This window comes from Cytobacillus solani (assembly GCF_001420595.1).
Lineage (GTDB): Bacteria > Bacillota > Bacilli > Bacillales > Cytobacillaceae > Cytobacillus > Cytobacillus solani.
On record NZ_LJIX01000006.1, the window covers coordinates 809,361 to 833,794 of the forward strand.

The window sequence follows — 24,434 nt, forward strand, 5'->3', positions numbered from 1 at the left end:
CGCCCTTTCACGGCGGTAACACGGGTTCGAATCCCGTAGGGGTCACCATTATTAGGAGGATTAGCTCAGCTGGGAGAGCATCTGCCTTACAAGCAGAGGGTCGGCGGTTCGATCCCGTCATCCTCCACCATATTTACTTGATAGGTACATATGGAAATAAGATTATCGCGGGGTGGAGCAGTCCGGTAGCTCGTCGGGCTCATAACCCGAAGGTCGCAGGTTCAAATCCTGTCCCCGCAATCTGGTCCGGTAGTTCAGTTGGTTAGAATGCCTGCCTGTCACGCAGGAGGTCGCGGGTTCGAGTCCCGTCCGGACCGCCATTTTTATATAGTGGCTCAGTAGCTCAGTCGGTAGAGCAAAGGACTGAAAATCCTTGTGTCGGCGGTTCGATTCCGTCCTGAGCCACCATTTATATTGTGCCGGCCTAGCTCAATTGGTAGAGCAACTGACTTGTAATCAGTAGGTTGGGGGTTCAAGTCCTCTGGCCGGCATGTCTCACACTTTTTCGGAGGGGTAGCGAAGTGGCTAAACGCGGCGGACTGTAAATCCGCTCCTTAGGGTTCGGCGGTTCGAATCCGTCCCCCTCCACCATTTATTTATAGGGGTATAGTTTAAAGGTAGAACTAAGGTCTCCAAAACCTTCAGTGTGGGTTCGATTCCTACTACCCCTGCCATTATTTATGGCGGTTGTGGCGAAGTGGTTAACGCATCGGATTGTGGTTCCGACATTCGTGGGTTCGATTCCCATCAGCCGCCCCATAATTTTATGAATGAATAAATTGATTATGGCGATTGTGGCGAAGTGGTTAACGCATCGGATTGTGGTTCCGACACTCGTGGGTTCGATTCCCATCAGTCGCCCCATATTACGATTCACATAATCTACATTTGTTACATATAATATGAATAACTATTGGGCTATAGCCAAGCGGTAAGGCATCGCACTTTGACTGCGACATGCGTTGGTTCGAATCCAGCTAGCCCAGCCATTTTGCGGAAGTAGTTCAGTGGTAGAACACCACCTTGCCAAGGTGGGGGTCGCGGGTTCGAATCCCGTCTTCCGCTCCAATTTATTTTATGGCGGCATAGCCAAGTGGTAAGGCATGGGTCTGCAAAACCCTGATCACCGGTTCAAATCCGGTTGCCGCCTCCATAATTTACTAATCATTAGCTTATGAAATAGATACGCCGGGGTGGCGGAACTGGCAGACGCACAGGACTTAAAATCCTGCGGTAGGTGACTACCGTACCGGTTCGATTCCGGTCCTCGGCACTTTCCGAGAAATAATTTAATATGCCGGTGTGGCGGAATTGGCAGACGCGCACGACTCAAAATCGTGTTCCTTCTGGAGTGTCGGTTCGACCCCGACCACCGGTATCAACATTTAGTAACAATCAGTAATTTTAACGTGAATAATATCGTCATATCAACCGTTTCTCACAATGTGGGGAACGGTTTTTTGTGTTTATTTACTAGTGAATTTTGCTAAATCCACTGTTATTAATAGTCGTATTATGAGCAAAAATCAGCGTCTTTTTTTAATATTAAGACCCATAAATTTGCACTTGCTTATAAAAAGTAATGATATACTGTAAATGTCCGGAAAATAAATGTAGGATAGTATTTTTCTAGGAGATTTGCTATGAAATTAGATTGTTTGATTGTTGATGATGAGATTGCTTTAGCTGAAACAACTTGTGAATATTTTAATATGTTTGAGGTTAAAACAGCGTTTGTGACAAGTGCTGAGGAGTGCGAACGTTTTTTGGAGGAAAATGAGCCATCATTGATTCTCCTTGATATAAATCTTGGAAGTTCTTCTGGATTTGATTTATGTAAAGAATTACGTAAATCAACGCAGATTCCTATTCTATTTATCAGTGCACGTTCTAGTGATGACGATGTGCTGATTGCTCTAAATATAGGTGGAGACGATTACATTCAAAAGCCATATACATTAAGTATTTTACTGGCTAAAGTGAAAGCTGTATTAAAAAGATATAGTGGCAGCATGAACAATTCGCAAGAAGTTTTAGCGTTTGGACAAATCCAAATGGATACGAAGCTTCATCGTGTCCGAGTAAATGGTGAGGATATTCAATTAAAAGCGATGGAATATAAACTTTTGTCTTATTTGGTGAATAATAAAAATCGAATTATTACAAAAGAAGAATTGTTTCAACATGTATGGGGAGATTCCTTTGTAGGTGATGGGACCCTTAATGTACATATTCGGCATTTACGAGAGAAAATTGAAGAGGATCCTAGGAATCCGCAATTTATTAAAACAGTTTGGGGAACAGGGTATGTTTTAGAGGATATCAGTCAATGAGAATAAAATTGGCCATTGTCATGATACTGGCAGTTTTTGGTGCAGGAATTAGCATCTCCGTAGTAATAATAAAGAATAAAAATATTTCAGAAGTGGATCTTGTAGCCATTAATGAAGTGGTTAAGATTGTTGAAAATAACTGGGGACATATTAACGAGGAAGCTTTTAACACCAGCAGCATAATACAACCATTCTCTATCGTAGATCATTTGGGAAATGTGATTTATCAAACACCAGGTAATCATTTTATCAATTTATACGAAGCAATAAAAAATAGAGATACAGTTATAGACGTGGAGCAAAACGATAAGATTGTAGGGAAAATTATTATCCGTAATGAAGAACAAGAATTATTGCAGCAAATGAAAAATGAACTGATCGTATCTATCAGCTTGATATTTAGTCTATTAATGATGATTGGTATTTTATATCTTCTCTATATACATAGAAAGTTATTGAAACCATTTCAACAGCTGCAAAATTTTGCTGCGAATGTAGCTCGAGGCAATCTAGATCTGCCTTTAAATATAACACGGAACAATTACTTTGGTGCCTTCACGGAAAGTTTTGATTTAATGCGTGAGGAACTTCATGCTGCACGCCAAAGAGAGTATGAATCCAACCGCAGCAAGAAAGAGCTTGTAGCGACATTAAGTCATGATATTAAGACTCCTGTTGCTTCGATAAAAGCGGTTAGTGAATTGATGCTTATGCAAGTAAAAGATGAAAAGGTTATTAAGCAAGTGAATACCATTTATTCGAAAGCAGAGCAAATTAATTTACTTGTTACGGATATGTTTCACGCCACTCTAGAAGAACTGCAGCAGTTAAAATTAACAATAACCGAAGAATCGAGTGAAGTACTTGCTGGGATCATTGAAAATGCCAATTATGACAATCAAATCATCTATGAACCAATCCCGCCATGTCTAATTTTAATGGATGTCGTCCGTATGCAGCAGGTCATAGACAATATTATAGGTAATTCATATAAGTATGCAGGAACAAGGGTTACAATTAAGTCTCAAATAAATCAGGGGTATCTCGAACTGCACATTCTAGACTTTGGACCAGGAATCAGTAAAGAAGAACTGCCACTCTTATTTAATAAATATTATCGTGGGAAAAATGTAGAAGGCAAGAATGGTTCAGGCCTTGGTCTTTATATATCAAAGTACTTCATGGAAAACATGCAAGGACAAATTAGCTGTCACAACCGAAATGATGGTTTTACAGTCGTCTTGAAAATCAAGCTTGTTTAAAATTTTAGAATTAGTTAAGAATTGGTTAAAGATTTACTATGAATTTATTTTGTATGCTAAGACTGTAATCTACTTTACAGTCTTTTTTTTATAAAGGGAGAGTGCCAATCAATCGTGAAAAAGACCATTATTAAAACGGAGAAGCTGTGTAAAACCTTTTCTACCAGTGGAATACAGCAGCATGTATTAAAAAATCTAGATATCCATTTAGTTGAAGAGGATTTTACGATCATAATGGGGAGTTCAGGGTCTGGGAAATCCACTTTACTTTACGCAATTAGCGGGATGGATAAACCAACATTAGGTGATATCGATTTTGCCGGAAAAAATTTATCAACATTAAACAATGATCAACTGGCAGTCTTTAGAAGAAATCACTGCGGCTTTGTCTTTCAGCAAATATATTTACTAGACAATATGAGCGTACTTGACAATGTACTAGCAAGCGGTCTTTTAGTAAATAAAAATAAGCGTGAGCTTGTAAAGAAATCCAAAGAACTGCTAAAACAGGTAGGAATCGATGAAAGCTCATGGTTTAAATTTCCTGCTCAGCTTTCTGGTGGTGAGGCCCAGCGAGTCGGGATTGTTAGAGCATTAATTAACAGCCCGAAAATACTATTCGCAGATGAACCAACTGGTGCATTAAACTCAGCATCTAGTGAGCGCGTTTTAGATGTATTTACGAATGTAAATCGTAATGGGCAAAGCGTTGTCATGGTAACCCATGATATTCAAACAGCCTTGCGCGGAAATCGAATTCTATATTTACGAGATGGTGTTATTTGCGGTGACTTGCAGTTAGGTGCATACAGTGAGAAAGAGAATGATGAGCGTCAAGAAAAGCTAAAACATTTCCTTGCAGAAATGGGGTGGTAAGTTGAATATTATGTATCTGGCTATGGCTAATATTAGAAAAAGTAAATCTGCTGCGGCTTCCTTATTTATTTTTATTGTGGTTGCTGCGCTGCTTCTAAATATAGGTCTAATGGTTATTACGCAAATAAATGCGTTTTTTGATAGGAAAGTTGAACAATTAAACGATCCTCATGTAACGATTATGATGAATCAAGCAAGCTATCATTCGAATTTTAGGGAATTTACAGCAAACCAGCCTGGGGTAACAGAAACAGAAGAAGAGAAGAGTATTAATATAGACATGGCTAAATTTATTTTTGGCGATGGTGAATTGTCTAGTAGTGTGATTATTTTTAATGCAGATGCTAAACGAAGAATGGGACCGTTAAAGCTTGTTGAAAAACGAAAACCATCGAGTACGAATGAAATTTTTGTCCCATACAGTTTTAAGACAAGTGGGGGATATGAATTAGGTGATAACTTTACCATCACCTATCAAGACAAGAAATATGAATATCGAATTGGCGGATTCTTTGAAACAACGATGATGGGTACGAACAACATTGGCGTTATGAAATTTATGTTACCCGAACCTTCCTATCTAAAATTGGTAGACGAATTAGACCATCAATCTGAAGGTATGGTCTTATCTGTTATGACGGAAGACCAAACTCAATCATCGAAGTTAAAAAATGATCTTATAAAAGAATTTCAGCAATCAACAGAAGAAACCAATTCTTATATTGAGGGATTAGATGTTGAATTGGTGAAGAGTGTAAATACATTAACAATTAACATCGTAGCGACAATATTAGTAGCCTTTGCAGCCATTATCGTGCTTGTTTCCCTAATTGTTATTAAATTCCGAGTTTCAAATAGCATTGAAGATGGAATGGCGAATATTGGAGTACTAAAAGCGATTGGCTATACAAGCAGGCAAATTCTAGCATCAATTATTTTACAATTTATCTTAATTGCATTTAGTGCGAGTGTGGCAGGGATTGCGTTGTCATATATTCTAATGCCGTTCTTCGGAGGGATTATTTCATCCTTATCAGGATTAATCTGGCATCAAACAGTTGATATTATGATTAACTTAGTCAGTATTTTCCTTGTTACATTTTCTGTTGTAGTCGTTACATTACTATCGGCTATTCGAGTTCGAAGAATTCTTCCTGTTGCGGCACTTCGTGGGGGTATTCAAACTCACAGCTTTAGAAAAAACTACTTTCCTTTGGAGAAAGCAAAAGGGAGTCTACATTTCTTACTTGCTATTAAATCAATGCTGGCACATGCAAAACAAAATGTGATGATTCTTTTAATCATGATTGCATTAACTTTTGCTTCCATCTTTTCAGTCGTTCTTTATTATAACATAGCGTCAGATAAAACGGCATTTGTTAACTTATTCGGTGCAGAACCAGCTAATATATATATAGCTGTTAAGCCAGATGCAGATACAAAAGGACTTTTGAGCAACATAGAGCAAATGGATCATGTAAGGAAAGTAAATATTTTCGACTTAATTGAAACAAGAATTGATGGGCAAACTGTCTATACAAACGTTACTGATCATTATGACCAGTTAGAGAATAATATTGTCTATGAAGGGCGTCAGCCGAAGTTTGAAAATGAAATATCCATCTCCTGGGTTGTATCAAGTCAAATCAATAAAGGGATCGGGGATACGGTTGAAGTAGAATTTGGGAATGAAGCAGGCAGTTATTTAGTAACTGGCATCAGTCAATCCATTGGTAATTCAGGTCAGGTAGCCGCATTAACAATGGGAGGAATGCAACAATTACGTTCAGATTATAAAGGGTCAACCCTTTATGTCTATCTAGACGGTATATCAAACAATGACTTTATCAAAAATGTCCATGAACAGTATGGGGATATTATAATTGAAACATTAGATATCGATGAAAATATAGAGAGCCAAACAGGTATGTATACAGCTGCCGTGTTTGCTGTCATGCTGATGGTTTTGGCAATTACCGTTTTAGTTGTTGTGATGATTCTGTACCTGGTTATTAAAACGATGATTATAAAGCGTAAAAAAGAGTTTGGTGTGATGAAAGCAATAGGCTATTCAACGATTCAGCTGATGAATCAAATATCAATCAGTTTTCTGCCTGTCATCATTACAGGAGTTGTCATTGGTGGGCTGCTTGGCTATTTTTTTACTAATCCTATGCTTTCCATATTACTTTCAAGTGCAGGGGTAAAACGGTTGGATTTTATCATTCATGTACCTATTATTCTAATGATATGCGCAGGAATCTTTATTTTAGCTAACATTGTCTCAATGATTGTATCACGAAGAATAAAGAAGATTTCTGCTTACGGTTTAATTGCAGAATAGAATGGATGGATGAACTTAGTAATTAAACTATTATTTTCAAAAGCGAAAACCACTTCCTAAAAAATAAGGGAAGTGGTTTTTTTACCAAACCTATCGTAGCGTATACTCAACTAATAGAGGGAGTAAGAACTCTCTCTTTTTTTTTGTGTAAAAAAATTGCAGGATTGGCTAAACAAAGCAATATATGTCAAAAAAAATGTGCTTTCTTTTGTTATCTTATTAGTAAGGAGGTTCATGGAATGAGCTACAGTCCCATCATACAGAAATCAATTGAGTATATAGAAATGAATTTACATGAAGAGCTATCTTTAGAACGTGTTGCTCAGTATGCAGGATTTTCAAAGTATCACTATCATCGTATTTTTCATAAGGAGGTTGGCGTGACTGCTTCTGAATATATTCGATATAGAAGAATAGCTAACTCAGCAAATATGCTGCTTTATACGGATGAAAAGATCATCGATATTGCTCTCTATTATCGCTTTGAAACTCAAGAATCATTTACTCGTTCGTTTAAGAAGTTTTATCAATTGCCGCCAGGACACTATCGTAAAATGATGAGTAAATTGACTTTACAAAAGGAGGAAATTAGCTTGAAAAATGAACAGCTATTAAAAGGGTGGACATTAAGTGGTAGTCATCCATTTAACTATCAGATGGGAATTGATAGAGAAATCTTTCATAAAGGGAAGGCATCGGGATTCTTAAAGTCAGTTACCGTCCATTCTCAAGGTGAATTTGCAACTATGATGCAGGAGTTTAAGGCAGAGAAGTATCTTGGCAAAAGATTAAAGCTGTCAGGGTTTATAAAAACCCGAGATGTTGATGGATTCTGTGGATTTTGGATGCGTGTAGATGATTCTCTTGGGGATGTACTGCAATTTGATAATATGAGTGATCGCCCAATTGTAGGCAATAATGAGTGGAATCATTATCACATTGTTCTGGATGTGCCAGACAATAGCGCAGTCATCGCATTTGGAGTTTTACTTTCAGGAAATGGGCAAGTGTGGATAGATGAATTAAAATTTGAGGAAGTTGATAAACAAATACCGACAACGAACATTGATTTTTCTTCTGACCTTTTAGATGAGCCTGTCAATTTATCATTTGAAGAATGATTAATAGTTTATGAAAGGAAGGATGGTATGCTTAATTCAAAAAAACAAACGGTTGGAATTGTCACGGGTATCGTATTTGCGGCAGCTATTATCGCTGGAAAGTTTTTTGCAGGCAATATGATTGCTCAGTTTTTAAAGGATTTCTTATCGATTGGGTGACATGCAAATTTATCTTTTGAAGAGTGGGAGTAGATGGGATTGAATTTTTTATTGGCTATAATGAAAAGCTTTTTACATCTTGGTGGGATCAAAATAGCAATGATCCTTTGTTTGGCTGCTGGAATTGTTTATTTAGTTAAGCAAAGGAAAAAAGGGAAGAATAGCTATTCTATACAATGAGAAAAAATCAGCCTGTAGAAAGCAATGTAGAAAATGCCTGGCTGAATGGGATGTTATTGTTTTAATAAATGATGCAGCAATCTGTCTCTGTTATCAAAAAATTGTTTCATAATGCTATAATGATTTGTTTCTTCAAGCGATGATTCTTTTGCCCCTTCCTCTGTAAGTTCGATAATTTTAGCATTTGGATAGGACATGATGATTGGAGAATGGGTAGCAATAATAAATTGTGAATTTTGATGGACTAATTCATCCATGTGGGCTAACATGGATAGCTGTCTTAGAGGGGATAAGGCAGCCTCTGGTTCATCTAATAGATAAATGCCGTTTCCGCGAAAACGATTCACAAATGTTGCCCAAAAGGACTCTCCATATGACTGCTCATGCAGTGATACTCCTCCGAATGAATCAATAATTTTTTGTCCTGGTGCTGGTTCCCTGTCTAATTCCTCTATGTTCGTTGCCACATTATAAAAGGTCTCTGCACGAAGGAAAAATCCATCCTGGGGCCTTTCGATTCCTTTGATCAGCTTAATATGTTTTTCCAGCGGGGAGTGAGAATTAAAGGTAGTAAAGTTAAAATGAAAGGAACCTCCTTCTGGATTAAATCCAGCTGCAATCGCAATCGCTTCTAATAAGGTCGATTTGCCCATCCCATTTTCGCCGACGAAATAGGTTACATTTGGATGAAAGGATAGTTCATCTAATGTCTTTATGCTTGGCAAATGAAAGGGATAGTTGTTAAAAGAAGCGATGCTGTCACGTTTTAGTTTTAAGCCTCTTATATAATGATTTTCCTCCACAAAACATCACCTCTGTATTTATTTTGAAGTATTTTACAAATGACTTTCTTAATAACAAATAATAACATAGAATGATTATTAATAGATTAATTTTACCGATAGATTTAAATTAATTGGGTATATTCAGGAGGTACAGCATATGGAAATAGATAAGTTGAAAAAAGCGATCAAGGAGCTGCCAGAAGAGGAAGCGAAATCACTGCTCTTTCACGTCCTTCTAAGAATGAATCTTTTGAGAGAAACAGAGTATTCGGAGAAAGAGTTTGTAAGTGATATTGAAAATATATATGATATGGTTTTCGATAGATCAAGAGAAAGGGCGGAAATGAGTCAAGAGGGGAATTTTCAAATGATCCATATTCTTTTCGGTGATTCCCCGGCAGGGTCTTTAAAATATGCTTTAAAGGAAATGGGTGTATCTAAAGAAGAAAAGGTCATTTCCTTTTGGGACATGTTCTCGGTTGGTCCAATCTGGAGGTTACATGAAAAGGCAGGACAGGAAGCAAGATTTGGCTTTATGCAAAAGGTTATGAATGATGAAAATGACGATTTTCGAGATTATCAAAAGAAATTCTATGAGACGATTAATCAAATAATTTCTATTCCAGAGGATGTGCCGATAACCATATGGGTGGCTGAAAATTCCCATGAACAAACGGGACTCCGATATGTTCTTCACTTATTAAAGAATAAAATAAATGACATTAAAGTGATTAATTCAACCAAGATGGCTGCGGAAAAATTTAATCGGCCTGATATCGAATACATAGCTATAAAGACAGGAGAAATCATCCCAGAAAAATTACAAGTTATTTACGAAGAAAGTAAATCAAGTGCATCTATGTCAAAAGATGAAAGAAAGGCACTTGAAGATGAGTGGATAGATCTTGCGGAAACTGAGGAAACCTTGCGAGTTTGGCAAAATGAAAAGATAAAGAGTGTCAGTGAGGACTACTATGACCAGTATATGATCAATATGGCAAAAAAACTTCAGATAGAGCGAGAACGCGTAAAAGAACATGAAGAGTTTATGAAATCTGCAAGATTAATAGGAGAAGTGATCGGGCATTTAGACCAATATATGGGGGATGAATTTTTCGAATATCGTCTAAGAAAGCTAATAGAAAAAGGCGTTTTTGAGATGGAAGGGAATTTGAAAGCGATGCGGTATTATAGTGTACGGTTCCCACTGTGAGGGGGAATAGAAATAGAACTTTTAGAATTGTCTTACAAGAAATATTCAGATACAGTACAGTCATCAGATTATGTGGAGTGGGCTAGGCATCATTGCATGAAAATATGGGGGGCAAAATGAATCATTACGCTGATTTCCTGCCAAAGAATAAGCGTGATTTTGATAGCGTGTACAACTTAAAGAAAATGGATCGAACAGAACTCTTGCCTTTGCTGCCAGGTCTAATGGAATGGATTCAGGATATGAATGGGCCGATTGCCAATGAGGTCGCAGAGCTGCTATTAACATTCCCGAATGATATAGTTCCGCTTATTAAAGAGGTTTTAGCCACACATGATGATGTGTGGAAGTATTGGTGTCTAGAAATTTTAATCAAAGGATTGCCTGAAGTTGTAAGGCTGGATTTAAAGAGTGAATTAATTAGACTTGTTGAAAGACCAACAGCTGGGGAAAAATTAGAAGAGCTTGATGAAACAGCGATGGAGATTTTACGGACGATTGAATGAGTAAGGAGAGGTGAGGTTCATGCTTCTCAACGGTATAACAGGCTTTTATTACTACAAGGAGGATGAACCTCCTAATATAGTTAGTAAAAGAAAAATATCACTTATATTGAGATTTATTAGAAACATAGGGAGAACGGAATATGTCTGACAAAAAAATCCGAGGACTGAAACGTAAAACGAAAAGTATGGTAAACAGAATGGAACAGGAAACGATGAATTTCCCTTCTGAATTTTATAATGGATACTGGCATCTTCATTTACCAGTTGCACAAGATTCTATCACTTCAAATAAATCCCCTAAAGCGATAAAACGCCTATGTATACAGACATTGCTAGATAGAGCAGAGCATTTAAAGAGAATAAAACCTCAATCTAACCAGAGTTTTAGGATGGTTGTGGCAATTGATTTACCTGATTTATGGAATAGCCAAATCATCGTTTTTTCTGGAGACAGCCATTTTAAAGGTTTTTTTGAAAGAAATGAGGATTACCAAAAGTGGATCCCTTTATCCATTGAAAGGAACATTGCAAGTGAATGGGATCTATCAATTCCTCATGGTATGAGCTGTTTAGGAATAAGAGAAGAAATAACGGATGAAGATGGGGAACTGTTTGAAAATGAAATTTGGTTTGTGGGGGAATTAGATTAGGTGAAAAGTTATGTTCATAGGTAAAAAAACTTTTTGAAGCAAGGAGTGAGATAAAGTGAGTAGACCAGAGTTATATATTACATTAGTTGTTGGACCTAATTGTGATATGGAGGTATTTGCTATGCGTTCAACACTTGAATATTTTGGAGCAAAGGTTACAGTACATTGGATTGGGAGACCTAATGATTTAATTGATGTCTTATCTGGTGAAGAGCTGGATAAAAGGTGTGATTATTTAATCTTGGCATTTCATGGAGATGAGGGAAGATTGTGTATGCCAGAATTGGGAGAAGAAGTCTATGAGCCTGATGAACCAAGAGGAGAGTTTTTTGACTTTCATGATGTAAAGCGATATACAAATTTAAAAAATATAAAAATCATTGCAAATGGATGTACGTTAGGAGAAGAAAAATTAGCAAATGCATTCCTTGAATGTGGCTGTCATTCTTACATAGCACCAGACGATTATATTGATGGGAATTCATCGTTAATGTTTGTGATTAGATTTATGTACGAGATCATTAACAATAAAAAAAATCAGCAAGATGCGTTTGAAATTGCAAAATCTATTGATGAAGAATGTTTAATGTATCAACTATTTTTATCTCAAAATACAATTGTCTAAACTTCTTTGTTTACAATTTTTAAAGTTTTATTATAGGACAATTAGTTTTAAGGATTAATTTTTATCGAGGTATAAACGGATGATGGTCCAGTTATAAATGTTAGCTTATTGATAATAAAGGAGCAGCAGGGAGAAATATCACCCTGCCCAGTTTAAGGATTAAAACTCTCCTTCATTAAAATAATCACATAGTAGACTTTCTAAGCGTTCCAGTTGCATGATTTGCGAATGAGGATATCCATTTCTATTTGTTTTCTGAGTACACATCCAGCATGAACAATGTACTTTTCCTTTTGCAAAATATCCTGTGAAGCGGGATTGCCATTCTAATTGTTTGGCAATCTTTATTTTGCGTTGAATGACTCTGTTTCGATGATGTCGATAATATGAACGACTACGATTTTTTTGATGCGGTTTCACTTGCCATCACACTCCTTGGGAATGGCTTAGCCCATAAGAGTCCCCCAAGAGAAAATTAGACAATTACAGGCAAAGCCTGATGGCAAGAAATAGAACAAGAAGTTTCAAGTGCAGCACCTCATGTAAGTGATTTTCCTTTATTATATAGCAGTATTCTTTGGAAATCTTGAGGGAAGATCAGAAATGGGGGTTTCTTTATGATTCCAGTTGAGTTTGATGAAAGAAGTGATAATTATGAAGAGAGGAATCAGTTTTGAGATACCAAATAAATATGGAAATTTCCTTGGGAAGATATTAAAACCTATTGAGATGTCCAAATTAAATTGGCATGTTGAGAATGTAGAGTCCTATTTGGTTGTGAAAGACCAATTAGCAGACGAACTTTTTCCACAACAATTAAACGGAATGGCTGGAATGGGTCTTAGAGATTATTTGGAGAATAATACATATTATTTAATATTTGCTGATTTAAAGGCATTTCCAAGTGGAGAAAGTTTAAGAAATGTTGAGACATATGAGGAGTTTGTAAACAGTAAATGCCAATTGGTGCTTTTAATTGTCGATAGTGCCTATGTAACAATTTATTGTAAAGAAAAAGAAGATATTGAATCGTTGTATCAAAATGCAAAGTCACTTGGTTTTGAGAATATTCAATACATCACTGATGATCATGACACAAGAACAAGATTATCTGTTTGGTAAAGAAGGGCTACGAAATATCTAATAGTGAACAAAAAAGAAAGTGGTGTAGCAACATGAAAGCTATATTTTCAATATTATCAATTATATGTGCTGCAATTATTATGGCAGCTTGTCAAACACAGCAAGCTGAAACAATGGTTCTTTTAGATGAAAAAATTTCAGAGGTTAAAATTTCAGAATCAGAGGGATTCGGAGGGATGAATGAAGATATTATTTTGTCCTTCAAAGATAAGAAATCCTTAGATATTTTTGAAAAGGCCATAACAACTGCTAGTAAGCAGCCAGGGAAGGCGGATATATCTGAACCTGAGTACGATGTAATGGTGGAATACGAATCAAACGAAGGGGAATTGCCAACACATGGCATTCATTTATGGCTAGGGAAAGAAAATGAAAAGAGTACGTTTATGTATATTACTGATGACTCTGTTTATCTTACTTCTCCGCAAATGACAGAGAAGTTAAGAAAGCTGATACTTTCCGAAGAATGAACTCAATAGCTTTCCAGACAATAGGAGTATTAAAAAAGAAAGGGTTAACTGTGTTAACTCATTTTTTTATTTTCACGCTATATATTTTGGTTTTAAATGTTTTGTGGGGAAATAATTTAAGTTAAAACACCAATAACTGTATAAAATGATTCAATAATGAAAAAGGAATTAAGAAATTTTTGGACTGAGATTATGTTTTGGTTATTCAATTAAAGGGCACCATTCTTGCATAAGGATTGGCGCTCTGTTTTTGGGATAAGAGCCATTTAACGAAGTAAATTATTTTGGAAATAATGAAATTCAAATCGGGTTGTAGCAAAGAAAGTGAACTGCCTGAACTAATTGAGGTAAAAGTTGAATTACCTTCAGAAATTATGATCAATAAAGAAGTAGAGTTGCAGGCAAATGTTACACAGGGAATCATTACATTAAAGAAACCTTTAATGAGACAGGGAAATACTTTGTAATTGCTCATGTGACAGCTAGGGACATGTATACTATGCCCAAAGCAGAATTTAATTTTGTAGAGTAAAGCTCATTCTTAAAATAAAAACAATAAATAAAACGGCAGTTCACAGTGAACTGCCGTTTTATTTATTGTTCTATTAGTAATCATTATTCAGTTTCTGTACCTAGTAGTTAATTTAGAAAAAATTATTTACTCATACCTTCAGATGGCTTTTTTAATAAAAACATCAGAATTATTATAATAGAAAATGCCATTAGAGCTAAAAAGGGAATGGTTATAAACCCAAGCCAATTAATATACTGTGCACTACAAGGAACACCATTAGCACATGGCTTTATTTCAGCTAAACCAGGTACCTTTTGTAGTAGGTAATGATAAAAGGAAATACACCAGCCAATAAGTGCCATTGGTAATACAAACTTTTTCACTGAAAAGTCATTTTGGAATGTTCCAATTCCAAGTATTAATACTAAGGGGTACATAAGGATTCGTTGGTACCAGCAGAATTCACATGGAATAAAACCTCTGATTTCACTAAAATAAAGACTTCCAAGTGTCGCAATAATAGATGCTAGCCAAGACACATATAAATATATTTGATTTTTATTTATCATTTGTCTTTACCTTTTAATGCTTGGTCTATCAATTCCTTAATCTTTTCGTAATCAAACGGATCTTCAAGCATAGTACCATTTACCATAATACTCGGAGTTAACTGAACCTTAAATTCTTCTACTAGCTTTGCATCTTTATTTACTTCGTCAAGCACTGATTGATCCTGCATATCTTTCTGTAACTGTTCTAGGTTAATGCCAGGAATAGAACCAGCAATTTCATTAATTTTATCCATCGTAATCCAAATAGAATCGTGGTCAGCATTGGGCTGTGCTTTGAAAAGCTCCTTATTAAAAACCCAAAAACTTTCTGGACTTTGTTTATAGATCGCTTCTGCAGCTAAAGAACCTAACTTTGACTCTTCACCGTGAAATAGTACGTTAACATACGAAAATTTGACGTCACCTTTATCAACATAGTCTTTCATTAACTGTGGAAAATATTGCTCACTCCATGCTTTACATGCTGGGCATTTAAAATCCCCAAATTCAACAACTGTAACAGGAGCATCCGGTTCTCCTAATGTTGGCTGTCCTTCAATGGAAGGTTGTTTATCATAGCTTATATCATTATTTGTTTCCGTATTTTTATTCTTTAACATAACAAATGCAGCCAAGGCTACAAAAATTAGCAGAGTGATGATCACTACAAATTTAAATGAAGAATTACCTTTATTAGTCATTTTCTCTTCTCCCTTATTTTGTTCTATTTATACGACAATTTTTTATATTAAAATCGTGCCAAAAGCCAAGCTTTTAATTTTTAACCCGAATGGAACTGTCATTTCTGGCTGGAAGTTCCATTGATACATAAAAGTGAATAATTTAGATGCTCCAACGGTTTTTAGAGTAGTCACAATATCATGAGGAGGTGCAGCTTGCCCAAGTGCTGCTGTTACTGAAAAAATAGTAAGAATCATGATACTCTCTACTTTTGCCCATGGTTTAGGATTAAAGTGAATGTCTTTTGTTAATTTCTTTCTAATAAACCAATCATTGATGACTGAATGCAAACATTAATAAAGGGATAATCAGCAAATGCTTAACCAATAAAGCTTGTCCATATGATAGCATCCAAGAATCCGTATATTCTTTTTAATCCAGTGTGAGCAAAGGTACTACTAGTAAAAATACAGAAGAAAATAAATGTAAAGACAAATAATTTTCTTATCATGCTTACCTTCAAATATTTTTCAGTTCTTATTTTAACAAAATAAAAAATATATTCAAACGAATATTTGAATATATTTTTGACATTTTTAAGACTCTAACATAAACTAATATTAATTATTAATCAAACGGACGTTTGAATGAGGTGTTAAAATGACTCAACAATATTTAAAGTCCAACACACATGACACGTGTGATACATTTTGCTTTGATGAAGAAAAAGTCAACAGAATTCAAAAGAGAGTAGATGAAGTAAATGGTGTAGAGCTATTGTTTAAAGCATTGTCTGATTCTACTCGAATTAAAATTGCTTATGCTCTAACAATAGAAAATGAGTTATGTGTTTGTGACGTTGCAAATATTATCGGATCTTCAACTGCAACAGCAAGCCATCATTTACGTTTATTACGTGATTTGGGTTTAGCCAAGCACCGTAAAGAAGGAAAGCTTGTCTTTTATTCACTAGCTGATGATCATGTTCATCAATTAGTATCGATCGCATTAATTCATTCTAAAGAGGGTGGAAGTAATGGGGAAAGCACTAGAAAATAATAAAGAAATATACCGTTTACAAGGTCTTTCCTGTACAAACTGTGCAGCGAAATTTGAAAAGAATATTCGTGAGATTCAAACAGTAAACGATGTACAACTAAATTTTGGCGCTTCAAAATTAACAGTTATCGGAGAAGCAACGATTGAACAATTAGAAGAAGCCGGGGCTTTTGATGGAATTAAAGTGCTTCCGGAGAATCAAAGAGTAAAAGAAGAAAAAATCCCTTTCTGGAAGAAAGCCGAAAATAAAAATACAATTGCTTCACTTATCTTCTTAATCTTTGGATATGCCTCCATGTACTCATTGGGAGAAGACCACTTGGCAACAATCTTTATCTTTGCTTTATCTATCTTAATCGGTGGATTTGACCTTTTTAAAGTGGGGTTAAAGAACCTCACAAAGCTTCAATTTGATATGAAGACATTAATGACAATCGCGATTATTGGCGCTGCCATTATAGGAGAGTGGAGTGAAGGGGCAGTTGTCGTTTTCTTATTTGCATTAAGTGAAGCTTTAGAAAGCTATTCGATGGATAAAGCACGTGAATCCATTCGCTCTCTTATGGATATTGCTCCAAAAACCGCCTTGATTAGACGTGGTAATCAAGAAATGGAATTGGATGTAGAAGACATTGAATTAGAAGATATATTAATTATTAAACCAGGGCAAAAGCTGGCAATGGATGGAGAAGTAATAAAGGGGCAATCTTCCATTAATCAAGCAGCCATTACAGGTGAATCCATCCCTATATTAAAAACAATTGGTGATGAAGTATTTGCTGGAACATTAAATGAAGAAGGATCATTAGAAGTAAAAGTCACAAAACGAGTGGAAGATACAACGATTTCCAAAATAATCTACTTAGTTGAAGAAGCACAGGCAGAACGCGCACCTTCTCAAGCATTTGTAGATAAATTCGCCAAATACTATACTCCTGCGATTATGTTCATTGCTTTATTAATAGCCGTTATTCCTCCATTATTTATTGGTGGAGATTGGTCCGAATGGATTTATCGCGGGCTTGCTGTCTTAGTTGTCGGTTGTCCATGTGCATTGGTCATTTCTACTCCAGTTGCAATTGTCACAGCCATTGGAAATGCAGCGAAAAAAGGGGTATTAATCAAAGGTGGTATTCATTTAGAAGAGGCAGGTCGTTTAAAAGTAATTGCTTTTGATAAAACCGGCACATTAACTAAAGGAACACCAGAAGTGACTGATATTAAAGTATTAAAAGGACATGAAGAGGATGAACTATTAGGAATCTCTATGGCCATTGAGACATTCTCACAGCATCCTTTAGCTTCGGCGATTATTCGCAAAGGCGAAGAAAAAGGAATTTCCTTAAATGATTATAAAGCAGAAGATTTCAAATCCATTACAGGAAAAGGAGCAAAAGCAATAGTAAATAGCAATTTGTACTATATTGGGAGTCCGAATTTATTTAAGGAGATGAATCATCTTCCCACTTCCATCGAAGATGAAATAAAAGCATTGCAAATACAAGGTAAAACCGTCATGCTAGTAGGCACAGATCAAGATATCATCGGTATGGTAGCTGTTGCCGACCAAGTACGAGACAGCAGTTCAAAAGTGATTCAAAAATTGCTTGATATTGGTATTCAAAAGACCGTAATGTTGACTGGTGATAATCAAGCGACAGGTCAAGCAATAGCAAAACAAGTAGGATTAAGTGAGGTAAAGGCCGATCTATTGCCTCAAGATAAATTAGAAACCATTAAATCATTAAGAGAACAATATGGGAAAGTGGCAATGGTCGGGGATGGGGTAAATGATGCACCAGCCTTAGCGACTGCAACTGTAGGGATAGCAATGGGAGGAGCTGGGACCGATACTGCGATCGAAACAGCCGACATTGCATTAATGGCAGATGATTTAAACAAACTTCCTTATACGATCCAGTTAAGCCGCAGAGCATTAAGAATTATTAAGGAAAATATTATATTCGCCCTTGGGCTCAAATTATTGGCATTAATCTTAATTGTTCCAGGATGGCTAACCTTATGGATGGCTATCTTTGCAGACATGGGTGCTACACTAATTGTTGTGCTAAATTCATTGCGTTTGTTGAGGGTTAAAGAATAAAGGAATATCTTAGTATCAAGAAACTTAAAAAATAACAAAGAATGTCTTCATATGGGTGCAAGAATTAAAGATGATAGTGCTTTATTAAACAAACAATGGGGTTAGTTTCACAATTATTTTCAACAGATCGGGCGCAATTCCTGAAAAAGAATTGCGCTCTTAAAGTTAGCACTTGCTAAAGTCGCAAAAAGCTGCACCTACAATGATGAGTAAAATAAACAATACTACAATTAAGATAAAATCGTTCCCATAACTAGGGCATTCATAACTATAAACAGGAGCTGAATATCCACAACCATTAGAAGGAGCTGTATAGGTCGGGAATGGAGCAACATTTGGAGCAATATTTGGAGGAACATTTGCACCAAGAGTCGGTGGGGCGTTAAGGTTTGAATACATTATCTAATCACACTTCCCTTCGAGTAAGGAATTTCTCTATATAATACTCTCGGAGGTGGGTTTTGAGCCCGTCTATAAAAAAATGGGTAAATGTCATGGTTTGAGAAATTACAAGAAATTACAAGAAATTACATTAAGTAATAAAGATAGTGAACATAGGAAATGGAACTTTTGTTATGGTGCACGATCGGACGATGTATTTTGTATGCTCTACCATTACTGTACCAGCTTGCCACTCTGAATAAATATTTAAAAGATGGCCTTGTAACCAATTTTGTTATATAGGCTGATTGATGACTGCCCGGTTCTCTTTTTTCATTAAGTATTTGAATCATTTCTTCTGATGTTCTAATATTAAATCCATGTCCAAACAATCTTCCATCATTAAGGAGAACAGCATTAACACCTCTGAACTGTGGTGTTTTTCGATTAAATTCGGGATTATTAACGTAGACGACATCTCCGGGTAAAAAATGATTGGAATAGAAGGTGATGATACCTAGGTCTGTATCTGTATGCCAGCTGTAAATATATAGATTTCGAAACAGTGAATTAAATAAAGTACTGCCAATACTATTCAATATGGCATGGTAATAGATGATTGGAATAGCAGTTGCACATTCAAATGCATAGAGTGAACTGTTCCGATAAATATCCAGTATAGCATCGGCTGGCTGCACATCGGGTCTCAAAAGGAACCCACCTGCCCTTGTTAATTGCCAGAATCTTGGATTGCAGCGGGCATATTCAAAGATTGTAAACTCTGCTTGACTTTTGTTCATTTCGTTCGCGCTTTGGATAATGTTCTTGCGCACTTTAAGTTCAAACAATAATTCATCCACGAAATTATAAGAATAAAAATCGGGAGCATTCTCCATCTGTTGAATAATGGTTTTCTCAATACTTCCTAGCTGCCAATCTTCATTCGGCTGAAACGGGAACCCTGATATTTGGATCATACAATCCCCCATTCCTGTATCGTTTTTCATCTGCCATTCATATCTATAGTATTCTCATTTTTATTAATCATGTTAACTTTTAATGAGGGTTAAAGGTAAGCGCTGAATATCGTGGCTATTACAATCGTAGTTATTCCTAAAAGTGCTGAAGATACCCCAATAAAATTTTGCTAATAAGTTCCTTAGTGGATACAGTCCCCTCGTATTGCTAGCAATTAATGATAAAAAGCTATTACTTAGATTAACAAAAACAACAATAAAACCAGTATTCCTTTTAAGGGGTTTAATTTTGTATTCTTCGTCCTATGACAAAATATATTCCATAATAATTTCTGAAGGCTCTTGCTGATCTAGATGTGAATGAAAACGATCTACTTGTGCTTGATAGACTTGAAGAGTATTTTCATCATTCAGCTTTGCAATCAGCTGATCGACTATTTCAGCTTTTTCTATATGGAATACTAGTCCTAAATCTTTTAACTGCATAAGATTAATCTCCTCTTGACCAGGTAAAGCATAAACAACGAAAATAGGGATTCTTTTAAATAGGCTTTCACTTATCGTCACCCCGCCAGGTTTTGTAATGATGGCATCCATTTGATTATACAGCTGGTTCATTTGCTCCCTGCATGCAATATATGTAAAAGGAATTAGATAATCATTATTCAGTTTTTTTAATTTTTTATACAATTTTAAGTTTTTGCCGCACAGCACATAAAATTGTAGCTGCTGTTCATATTTTGTATCGGAAATTGTATTAAATAGACACTCAATTGCCCCTATCCCAAGGTTCCCCCCAGATACTAATATAGAATATTTAGATTTCTTTAAATGCCCTTTATTTCTAATTTGTTTCGAAATTTTAGGATTGATAGGTATACCGGTAATAAAAATCCGTTCCTTTTGAATTCCTTTTTTTATGAGAAACTCCTTCATTGCAATGGAAGATACAAAATGATAATCAATATGCTCGACTCCCCAAAAACTGTGAATAAAATAATCGGTATACACATTAATAACGGGAATCTTAAGTTCATTATTAGTCTTTAATAAGTTCAGCATATAGGCAGGTAAAGAATGGGTGCATATGATTAAATCGGGTTGCTTTTCCTCAATAAGTTTTTTCATAAATGGAAGGAATAGCCATTCGTATATTTGATAGCGCTTATTATCCTCTATTCTTCTATAAACTGAAAATTGATAGATCTTATTATAAATTTGCGGGAAGGCATGAATCCAATTCAAATACACTTTAGAAACAATTGCTTCCATTTTTCCATAGCTATACGTAAGGATGTCTACCTTTTCACAGTGTATAGTTGGATTGATCTGTTGAATTCCCTCAATTAACGCATTAGCAGCATGATGATGGCCAGAAGGTATTTGTAAAAAAGGTAAAAAAAGAATAGATTTCTTCATCATGAACCCCCATTTAACTCTTCATTAGTTATTTTTTCCTTGGCATGAATACCAGCTATTGCTTGTAAAAATGGCTTATTTTTTCGTGTATAATGTTCTAAGGAAGGAGTGATAATATGAAGATCATTCTGTTTACAGCTTTTGTGCTGACTCTTATTTATCTTTTTTTCAAGGCATATAAAAATACGAAAGATATTGTTTTTAATAAAGTAACAATAAACGGACCTGGTCCGGTCTTAAATATATTACAGTTATCCGATCTCCATCTTGAAAATATATCCATTTCTCCCGATGAGCTTTATGATAGGTTAAAAAACGAACAGATCGATTTAATTGCAATTACTGGTGATTTTCTTGATAGAAAACGAACAATCCCGAGGCTCGTCCCATATTTACAGGTTTTAAATAAACTAAAGGTTAAATACGGAATTTATGCGGTACTCGGCAACCATGACTATGTCCTTAAAGACCGGCACCTACAAACATTAATTGATATGCTTGAAGAACATAATTGTAAAGTCCTTAAAAATGAAAATGATTTAATAGTTGTAAATGGGAATCCCGTTAATATTATTGGTATTGATGATTTTAGTACGAATCGTAGCAATCTTAACGCTTCCTATAATGGTATTAATGATGGAACAAACCTTGTATTAACCCATGATCCAAACATTGTCCTTCATATGAAGGATTATCATTTTGATTATTTGCTTGCTGGTCATTTCCATGGTGGACAAATTTGTTATCCTAAAGCCTTTCATCTTGTGAAGATGGGAAAACTTCCAAGAATGAATATTACTAAAGGATTTCATAGTCAGGATGGAAAACCATATTATATAAGCGAGGGGCTTGGTCAAACAGGTGTAAATATACGCGTTGGCAGCCGTCCTGAAATTACTTTACATGAATTTTCCTTAAATATAGCTCAAGAAGAAAGATCCAAAGCTATTTAATGTTTAAAGCTGTTCATAATTGCAGCTTTTTTTTAGTTTCTTTGTGTTAGGTGGAAAATTTATCTGATTTTCGAGCAGTAATCAATAATACTTCTTTCAAAAAAACGAACCTGACAAGCCCACTGTGAAGCATATGGGGGAAGTTTGGTTATTCGTCACCGGGAAGCAGTTTTCAGCCAGGTATGACAAAGCCTATTTTTTATATAGGCTTACTAACTTTTTCGTTGACATAAATAAATATTTTGGTTTACGGTGTTTTAGGTCATGTACAATGGAATGCTGATTTGAAAGAATCTCTATTGGCAAAAAAGCGAACCATTTAAACCAAATATATAATCGGTTAGAGGGCTCGATTACTTCAAACCCTAAACGCTCACATCCTTTGTTTAAAAGTGTGATTCCAATAATTCCTTTAATATCCTTTGCATGCTGATTATTTCGGATAAACTGCTCTACTCCTGGTAAAGAAGTAAAAACATAGCGGTAAATAATTTTTGCTTTTTTTACCTCGCTTTTTATCAAGCTTATTTCTTTCAAGAGTCGAATATTGTGGAGATGAATTTTAACTAATATGTCTCCTTTATTAATTTTCGTACCATCTGAAAGAACAATGGGTCTCCCTTTATATTTTGTTAATCTCACTCTTAAAATTTGGGTTTCCCCTGATTTATTATGAAGGTATGTAAGCCTTGTAAAAAAAATATAAAGGGGGTCAATAATACTCCATATGGAAAGAACATAGCCTCTCAACTTTTCCAAGCCTCGCCTTCATTAGTTTGATCTATCATATTTTTTATCTCAACAGAAATATTATTAGTGGAAATTTAATGTAGGGAAGATTTTTTACTATGTCAATCTAAAAAAAAATTAATGGTTTTATTCATGAATGTTACTGCCGTTTACTCCAAGAAATACATGAAATTTTTAATAGGAATTAACAAATTCTATTAATGCTCATCGAGCAAACCAATCAGGCAGAGGTGACTATATATGAGAAATAATATTCAAATACTGCCAATTATTGCATCCATTGGAATCGGAGCTGCTGCATATAGTATGATGACCGGCAGGGGAGGCCAACTGCAAAATATGATACCCCAGCTATCAAATATGAGTGGCGGACAAGGTGCAAATAACCAAAATAATCAATCTCCTGCAAATACTCAGTTACAATAAAAACAAATCGAGTAGGCAGAGAAGATTTTAACTCCGATCTCTCGTACCATCGTACCCGCGTTTCGGTATATATCGTGGTTCATTCGAAGTGAAGAATAAAGAGTTAAAGCCCTCTATAACTCCAATTTGAGCTATAGAGGGCTTTAATATTGGTCTCTACGGACTGCACCAATTGCCTTTTTGCAGTGGTGACTCAAGAGAAGAAGCAAACTCCATAAAAATAAAAAAACTAATTTTGGTTATAGTAAAAATATAATTTTTAGATCAAAAAGAGACTTAATATATTTTTTGTAAGTTAGGATATTAAAAATATTTAGAAAATCCAGTTGACAGTCAATCTACTGCGTGTTACAGTATACTTGTAGTAAGTTATACTGAATACTAACACCACTGAATAGTGATGCTGCAATATATTTTCAAAAATATTGTTGACATCCTTACTACTCAGTGTTACGATGTATGTGTAATGAGCGACACTTAATAGCGAAAAGCTATTAAGTAAAATTTCCCTCAGTACTAAGTTATACTGAATATAAGTCAGACGAAATAGAGGAGGTTCCTAACATGGAAAATTTAACTGAAATGCTGAAGGGCTCACTTGAAGGCTGCGTACTGGAAATCATCAGCCGCCATGAAACCTATGGCTACGAGATTACCCGCCTTCTTAACGAGCTTGGGTTTACCGAAGTCGTGGAAGGGACGGTCTACACCATCCTCGTGCGATTAGAAAAGAAAAAGCTGGTGAACATAGAAAAAAAACCATCAGATATGGGGCCGCCCCGTAAGTTTTACTCACTTAATGAGGAGGGTCGACAGGAACTTGAATTGTTTTGGAAAAAATGGGACTTTGTATCTTCAAAAATCAACGTCTTGAAGTCAATCTAGCTTCATAAGATATTCCATCCGATATTTTTGGAGTGACTTGTTCAGCATTATAAAAAAGGAGGAAAAT

At 35.6% G+C, this 24,434-nt stretch carries 26 protein-coding genes and 15 tRNA genes (1 of these 41 only partly in view); 33 read left to right on the forward strand and 8 right to left on the reverse strand.

Features of this window, described 5'->3' with window-relative positions; translation table 11 throughout:
• The 22 genes from AN957_RS05740 to AN957_RS27540 form a co-directional block, all read left to right on the forward strand.
• Positions 1 to 48 (forward strand) — tRNA-Glu (locus AN957_RS05740); it begins 27 nt to the left of the window's first position.
• Positions 49 to 54: 6 nt separating this feature from the next.
• Positions 55 to 130, forward strand: a tRNA-Val gene (locus tag AN957_RS05745).
• Positions 131 to 166: 36 nt separating this feature from the next.
• Positions 167 to 240, forward strand: a tRNA-Met gene (locus AN957_RS05750).
• A 3-nt stretch (positions 241 to 243) separates the two neighbouring features.
• Positions 244 to 320, forward strand: a tRNA-Asp gene (locus AN957_RS05755).
• A 12-nt stretch (positions 321 to 332) separates the two neighbouring features.
• Positions 333 to 408: transfer RNA gene (locus AN957_RS05760), tRNA-Phe, on the forward strand.
• Positions 409 to 418: 10 nt separating this feature from the next.
• Positions 419 to 491 (forward strand) — tRNA-Thr (locus tag AN957_RS05765).
• A 16-nt stretch (positions 492 to 507) separates the two neighbouring features.
• Positions 508 to 591: transfer RNA gene (locus AN957_RS05770), tRNA-Tyr, on the forward strand.
• A gap of 9 nt (positions 592 to 600) precedes the next feature.
• A tRNA-Trp gene (locus AN957_RS05775) sits at positions 601 to 674 on the forward strand.
• Between the two features lie 9 nt (positions 675 to 683).
• Positions 684 to 759 (forward strand) — tRNA-His (locus AN957_RS05780).
• A 29-nt stretch (positions 760 to 788) separates the two neighbouring features.
• Positions 789 to 864, forward strand: a tRNA-His gene (locus AN957_RS05785).
• A 50-nt stretch (positions 865 to 914) separates the two neighbouring features.
• Positions 915 to 989 (forward strand) — tRNA-Gln (locus tag AN957_RS05790).
• Between the two features lie 4 nt (positions 990 to 993).
• Positions 994 to 1,068 (forward strand) — tRNA-Gly (locus tag AN957_RS05795).
• A gap of 11 nt (positions 1,069 to 1,079) precedes the next feature.
• Positions 1,080 to 1,153 (forward strand) — tRNA-Cys (locus AN957_RS05800).
• A 34-nt stretch (positions 1,154 to 1,187) separates the two neighbouring features.
• Positions 1,188 to 1,273, forward strand: a tRNA-Leu gene (locus tag AN957_RS05805).
• 23 nt (positions 1,274 to 1,296) lie between these two features.
• A tRNA-Leu gene (locus AN957_RS05810) sits at positions 1,297 to 1,378 on the forward strand.
• A gap of 265 nt (positions 1,379 to 1,643) precedes the next feature.
• The gene (locus AN957_RS05815) at positions 1,644 to 2,333 is read left to right on the forward strand and encodes a response regulator transcription factor (RefSeq protein WP_053474625.1); all 690 of its coding nucleotides are present in this window, start codon (positions 1,644 to 1,646) and stop codon (positions 2,331 to 2,333) included.
• Positions 2,330 to 3,595 (forward strand): HAMP domain-containing sensor histidine kinase, encoded by a 1,266-nt coding sequence (locus tag AN957_RS05820; protein WP_053474626.1) that lies wholly within the window; start codon positions 2,330 to 2,332, stop codon positions 3,593 to 3,595. The genes AN957_RS05815 and AN957_RS05820 overlap by 4 nt, the downstream gene beginning before the upstream one ends.
• A gap of 114 nt (positions 3,596 to 3,709) precedes the next feature.
• Positions 3,710 to 4,471 (forward strand): ABC transporter ATP-binding protein, encoded by a 762-nt coding sequence (locus AN957_RS05825; RefSeq protein WP_056682795.1) that lies wholly within the window; start codon positions 3,710 to 3,712, stop codon positions 4,469 to 4,471.
• A gap of 10 nt (positions 4,472 to 4,481) precedes the next feature.
• Entirely contained in the window at positions 4,482 to 6,815 is a 2,334-nt protein-coding gene (locus tag AN957_RS05830) for an ABC transporter permease (protein WP_231690108.1), read from the forward strand.
• A gap of 239 nt (positions 6,816 to 7,054) precedes the next feature.
• On the forward strand, positions 7,055 to 7,936 hold the full coding sequence (locus tag AN957_RS05835; protein ID WP_053474628.1) for a helix-turn-helix domain-containing protein: 882 nt from the start codon (positions 7,055 to 7,057) through the stop codon (positions 7,934 to 7,936).
• Between the two features lie 27 nt (positions 7,937 to 7,963).
• Entirely contained in the window at positions 7,964 to 8,095 is a 132-nt protein-coding gene (locus tag AN957_RS28765; RefSeq protein ID WP_256376282.1) for a hypothetical protein, read from the forward strand.
• 39 nt (positions 8,096 to 8,134) lie between these two features.
• Positions 8,135 to 8,275 carry a hypothetical protein gene (locus AN957_RS27540; protein ID WP_156319081.1) on the forward strand — a complete coding sequence of 47 codons (141 nt, stop codon included), beginning with the start codon at positions 8,135 to 8,137 and terminating at the stop codon, positions 8,273 to 8,275.
• Positions 8,276 to 8,328: 53 nt separating this feature from the next.
• Here AN957_RS27540 and AN957_RS05840 read toward each other — a convergent pair whose 3' ends face one another.
• Positions 8,329 to 9,078 carry an AAA family ATPase gene (locus AN957_RS05840; protein WP_056682797.1) on the reverse strand — a complete coding sequence of 250 codons (750 nt, stop codon included), beginning with the start codon at positions 9,076 to 9,078 and terminating at the stop codon, positions 8,329 to 8,331.
• A gap of 139 nt (positions 9,079 to 9,217) precedes the next feature.
• On the opposite strand from AN957_RS05840, the gene AN957_RS05845 reads away from it, so the two are divergent.
• From AN957_RS05845 to AN957_RS05870, 6 genes are all read left to right on the forward strand, one after another.
• Complete coding sequence (locus tag AN957_RS05845) at positions 9,218 to 10,273, forward strand: DUF1835 domain-containing protein (RefSeq protein ID WP_075209090.1); 1,056 nt, start codon at positions 9,218 to 9,220, stop codon at positions 10,271 to 10,273.
• A gap of 116 nt (positions 10,274 to 10,389) precedes the next feature.
• Positions 10,390 to 10,779, forward strand: coding sequence for a DUF5071 domain-containing protein (locus AN957_RS05850; RefSeq protein ID WP_053474630.1), 390 nt, complete (start codon positions 10,390 to 10,392; stop codon positions 10,777 to 10,779).
• Between the two features lie 140 nt (positions 10,780 to 10,919).
• Positions 10,920 to 11,429 carry a DUF3916 domain-containing protein gene (locus tag AN957_RS05855; RefSeq protein WP_053474631.1) on the forward strand — a complete coding sequence of 170 codons (510 nt, stop codon included), beginning with the start codon at positions 10,920 to 10,922 and terminating at the stop codon, positions 11,427 to 11,429.
• 55 nt (positions 11,430 to 11,484) lie between these two features.
• A complete protein-coding gene (locus AN957_RS05860; protein ID WP_053474632.1) occupies positions 11,485 to 12,054 on the forward strand; it encodes a hypothetical protein in 570 nt (189 codons plus the stop codon).
• Between the two features lie 654 nt (positions 12,055 to 12,708).
• Entirely contained in the window at positions 12,709 to 13,176 is a 468-nt protein-coding gene (locus AN957_RS05865) for a DUF2691 family protein (RefSeq protein ID WP_053477438.1), read from the forward strand.
• A 53-nt stretch (positions 13,177 to 13,229) separates the two neighbouring features.
• The gene (locus tag AN957_RS05870; RefSeq protein ID WP_056682804.1) at positions 13,230 to 13,667 is read left to right on the forward strand and encodes a YhfM domain-containing protein; all 438 of its coding nucleotides are present in this window, start codon (positions 13,230 to 13,232) and stop codon (positions 13,665 to 13,667) included.
• 654 nt (positions 13,668 to 14,321) lie between these two features.
• On the opposite strand, the gene AN957_RS05880 is transcribed toward AN957_RS05870, so the two are convergent.
• Genes AN957_RS05880 through AN957_RS05890 form a run of 3 tightly spaced genes read right to left on the reverse strand, consistent with a single transcriptional unit; the run spans position 14,322 to position 15,670 of the window.
• Entirely contained in the window at positions 14,322 to 14,750 is a 429-nt protein-coding gene (locus AN957_RS05880) for a disulfide oxidoreductase (protein ID WP_056682809.1), read from the reverse strand.
• Positions 14,747 to 15,433 (reverse strand): DsbA family protein, encoded by a 687-nt coding sequence (locus AN957_RS05885; RefSeq protein ID WP_056682812.1) that lies wholly within the window; start codon positions 15,431 to 15,433, stop codon positions 14,747 to 14,749. The genes AN957_RS05880 and AN957_RS05885 overlap by 4 nt, the downstream gene beginning before the upstream one ends.
• Positions 15,434 to 15,475: 42 nt before the next feature.
• On the reverse strand, positions 15,476 to 15,670 hold the full coding sequence (locus AN957_RS05890; protein WP_053474636.1) for a hypothetical protein: 195 nt from the start codon (positions 15,668 to 15,670) through the stop codon (positions 15,476 to 15,478).
• A 403-nt stretch (positions 15,671 to 16,073) separates the two neighbouring features.
• Between AN957_RS05890 and AN957_RS05895 the strand changes: the two genes are divergently transcribed.
• Together AN957_RS05895 and AN957_RS05900 are read left to right on the forward strand one after the other, a co-directional pair.
• A complete protein-coding gene (locus tag AN957_RS05895) occupies positions 16,074 to 16,472 on the forward strand; it encodes an ArsR/SmtB family transcription factor (RefSeq protein WP_056682815.1) in 399 nt (132 codons plus the stop codon).
• The gene (locus AN957_RS05900; RefSeq protein ID WP_053474638.1) at positions 16,450 to 18,576 is read left to right on the forward strand and encodes a heavy metal translocating P-type ATPase; all 2,127 of its coding nucleotides are present in this window, start codon (positions 16,450 to 16,452) and stop codon (positions 18,574 to 18,576) included. The genes AN957_RS05895 and AN957_RS05900 overlap by 23 nt, the downstream gene beginning before the upstream one ends.
• A gap of 165 nt (positions 18,577 to 18,741) precedes the next feature.
• On the opposite strand, the gene AN957_RS29075 is transcribed toward AN957_RS05900, so the two are convergent.
• The 3 genes from AN957_RS29075 to AN957_RS05915 all read right to left on the reverse strand — a co-directional run bounded on the left by AN957_RS29075 (position 18,742) and on the right by AN957_RS05915 (position 21,353).
• Entirely contained in the window at positions 18,742 to 18,921 is a 180-nt protein-coding gene (locus AN957_RS29075) for a YjcZ family sporulation protein (protein WP_425388938.1), read from the reverse strand.
• Positions 18,922 to 19,103: 182 nt separating this feature from the next.
• Positions 19,104 to 19,934: a protein-glutamine gamma-glutamyltransferase gene (locus AN957_RS05910; RefSeq protein WP_053474639.1), complete on the reverse strand. Its 831-nt coding sequence runs from the start codon at positions 19,932 to 19,934 to the stop codon at positions 19,104 to 19,106.
• Between the two features lie 303 nt (positions 19,935 to 20,237).
• On the reverse strand, positions 20,238 to 21,353 hold the full coding sequence (locus AN957_RS05915; protein ID WP_342668462.1) for an MGDG synthase family glycosyltransferase: 1,116 nt from the start codon (positions 21,351 to 21,353) through the stop codon (positions 20,238 to 20,240).
• A gap of 116 nt (positions 21,354 to 21,469) precedes the next feature.
• Here AN957_RS05915 and AN957_RS05920 point away from each other — a divergent pair, with 116 nt between their 5' ends.
• Positions 21,470 to 22,306 (forward strand): metallophosphoesterase, encoded by an 837-nt coding sequence (locus AN957_RS05920; protein ID WP_053474641.1) that lies wholly within the window; start codon positions 21,470 to 21,472, stop codon positions 22,304 to 22,306.
• Between the two features lie 192 nt (positions 22,307 to 22,498).
• On the opposite strand, the gene AN957_RS05925 is transcribed toward AN957_RS05920, so the two are convergent.
• A complete protein-coding gene (locus AN957_RS05925; RefSeq protein ID WP_053477440.1) occupies positions 22,499 to 23,056 on the reverse strand; it encodes a YkoP family protein in 558 nt (185 codons plus the stop codon).
• Between the two features lie 240 nt (positions 23,057 to 23,296).
• On the opposite strand from AN957_RS05925, the gene AN957_RS05930 reads away from it, so the two are divergent.
• Both AN957_RS05930 and AN957_RS05935 read left to right on the forward strand, forming a co-directional pair.
• On the forward strand, positions 23,297 to 23,482 hold the full coding sequence (locus tag AN957_RS05930) for a hypothetical protein (protein WP_053474642.1): 186 nt from the start codon (positions 23,297 to 23,299) through the stop codon (positions 23,480 to 23,482).
• A 564-nt stretch (positions 23,483 to 24,046) separates the two neighbouring features.
• On the forward strand, positions 24,047 to 24,367 hold the full coding sequence (locus tag AN957_RS05935) for a PadR family transcriptional regulator (RefSeq protein ID WP_053474643.1): 321 nt from the start codon (positions 24,047 to 24,049) through the stop codon (positions 24,365 to 24,367).
• Positions 24,368 to 24,434 lie beyond the last annotated feature (67 nt).

Bases quoted from the DNA above. Each gene is read 5' to 3' on its own strand.
- AN957_RS05815 (WP_053474625.1), top strand. From the start codon at position 1,644: ATGAAATTAGATTGTTTGATTGTTGATGATGAGATTGCTTTAGCTGAA.
- AN957_RS05820 (WP_053474626.1), top strand. From the start codon at position 2,330: ATGAGAATAAAATTGGCCATTGTCATGATACTGGCAGTTTTTGGTGCA.
- AN957_RS05830 (WP_231690108.1), top strand. From the start codon at position 4,482: ATGTATCTGGCTATGGCTAATATTAGAAAAAGTAAATCTGCTGCGGCT.
- AN957_RS05835 (WP_053474628.1), top strand. From the start codon at position 7,055: ATGAGCTACAGTCCCATCATACAGAAATCAATTGAGTATATAGAAATG.
- AN957_RS28765 (WP_256376282.1), top strand. From the start codon at position 7,964: ATGCTTAATTCAAAAAAACAAACGGTTGGAATTGTCACGGGTATCGTA.
- AN957_RS05845 (WP_075209090.1), top strand. From the start codon at position 9,218: ATGGAAATAGATAAGTTGAAAAAAGCGATCAAGGAGCTGCCAGAAGAG.
- AN957_RS05850 (WP_053474630.1), top strand. From the start codon at position 10,390: ATGAATCATTACGCTGATTTCCTGCCAAAGAATAAGCGTGATTTTGAT.
- AN957_RS05855 (WP_053474631.1), top strand. From the start codon at position 10,920: ATGTCTGACAAAAAAATCCGAGGACTGAAACGTAAAACGAAAAGTATG.
- AN957_RS05865 (WP_053477438.1), top strand. From the start codon at position 12,709: ATGAAGAGAGGAATCAGTTTTGAGATACCAAATAAATATGGAAATTTC.
- AN957_RS05870 (WP_056682804.1), top strand. From the start codon at position 13,230: ATGAAAGCTATATTTTCAATATTATCAATTATATGTGCTGCAATTATT.
- AN957_RS05880 (WP_056682809.1), bottom strand. From the start codon at position 14,750: ATGATAAATAAAAATCAAATATATTTATATGTGTCTTGGCTAGCATCT.
- AN957_RS05885 (WP_056682812.1), bottom strand. From the start codon at position 15,433: ATGACTAATAAAGGTAATTCTTCATTTAAATTTGTAGTGATCATCACT.
- AN957_RS05890 (WP_053474636.1), bottom strand. From the start codon at position 15,670: ATGATTCTTACTATTTTTTCAGTAACAGCAGCACTTGGGCAAGCTGCA.
- AN957_RS05895 (WP_056682815.1), top strand. From the start codon at position 16,074: ATGACTCAACAATATTTAAAGTCCAACACACATGACACGTGTGATACA.
- AN957_RS05900 (WP_053474638.1), top strand. From the start codon at position 16,450: ATGGGGAAAGCACTAGAAAATAATAAAGAAATATACCGTTTACAAGGT.
- AN957_RS05910 (WP_053474639.1), bottom strand. From the start codon at position 19,934: ATGATCCAAATATCAGGGTTCCCGTTTCAGCCGAATGAAGATTGGCAG.
- AN957_RS05915 (WP_342668462.1), bottom strand. From the start codon at position 21,353: ATGAAGAAATCTATTCTTTTTTTACCTTTTTTACAAATACCTTCTGGC.
- AN957_RS05920 (WP_053474641.1), top strand. From the start codon at position 21,470: ATGAAGATCATTCTGTTTACAGCTTTTGTGCTGACTCTTATTTATCTT.
- AN957_RS05930 (WP_053474642.1), top strand. From the start codon at position 23,297: ATGAGAAATAATATTCAAATACTGCCAATTATTGCATCCATTGGAATC.
- AN957_RS05935 (WP_053474643.1), top strand. From the start codon at position 24,047: ATGGAAAATTTAACTGAAATGCTGAAGGGCTCACTTGAAGGCTGCGTA.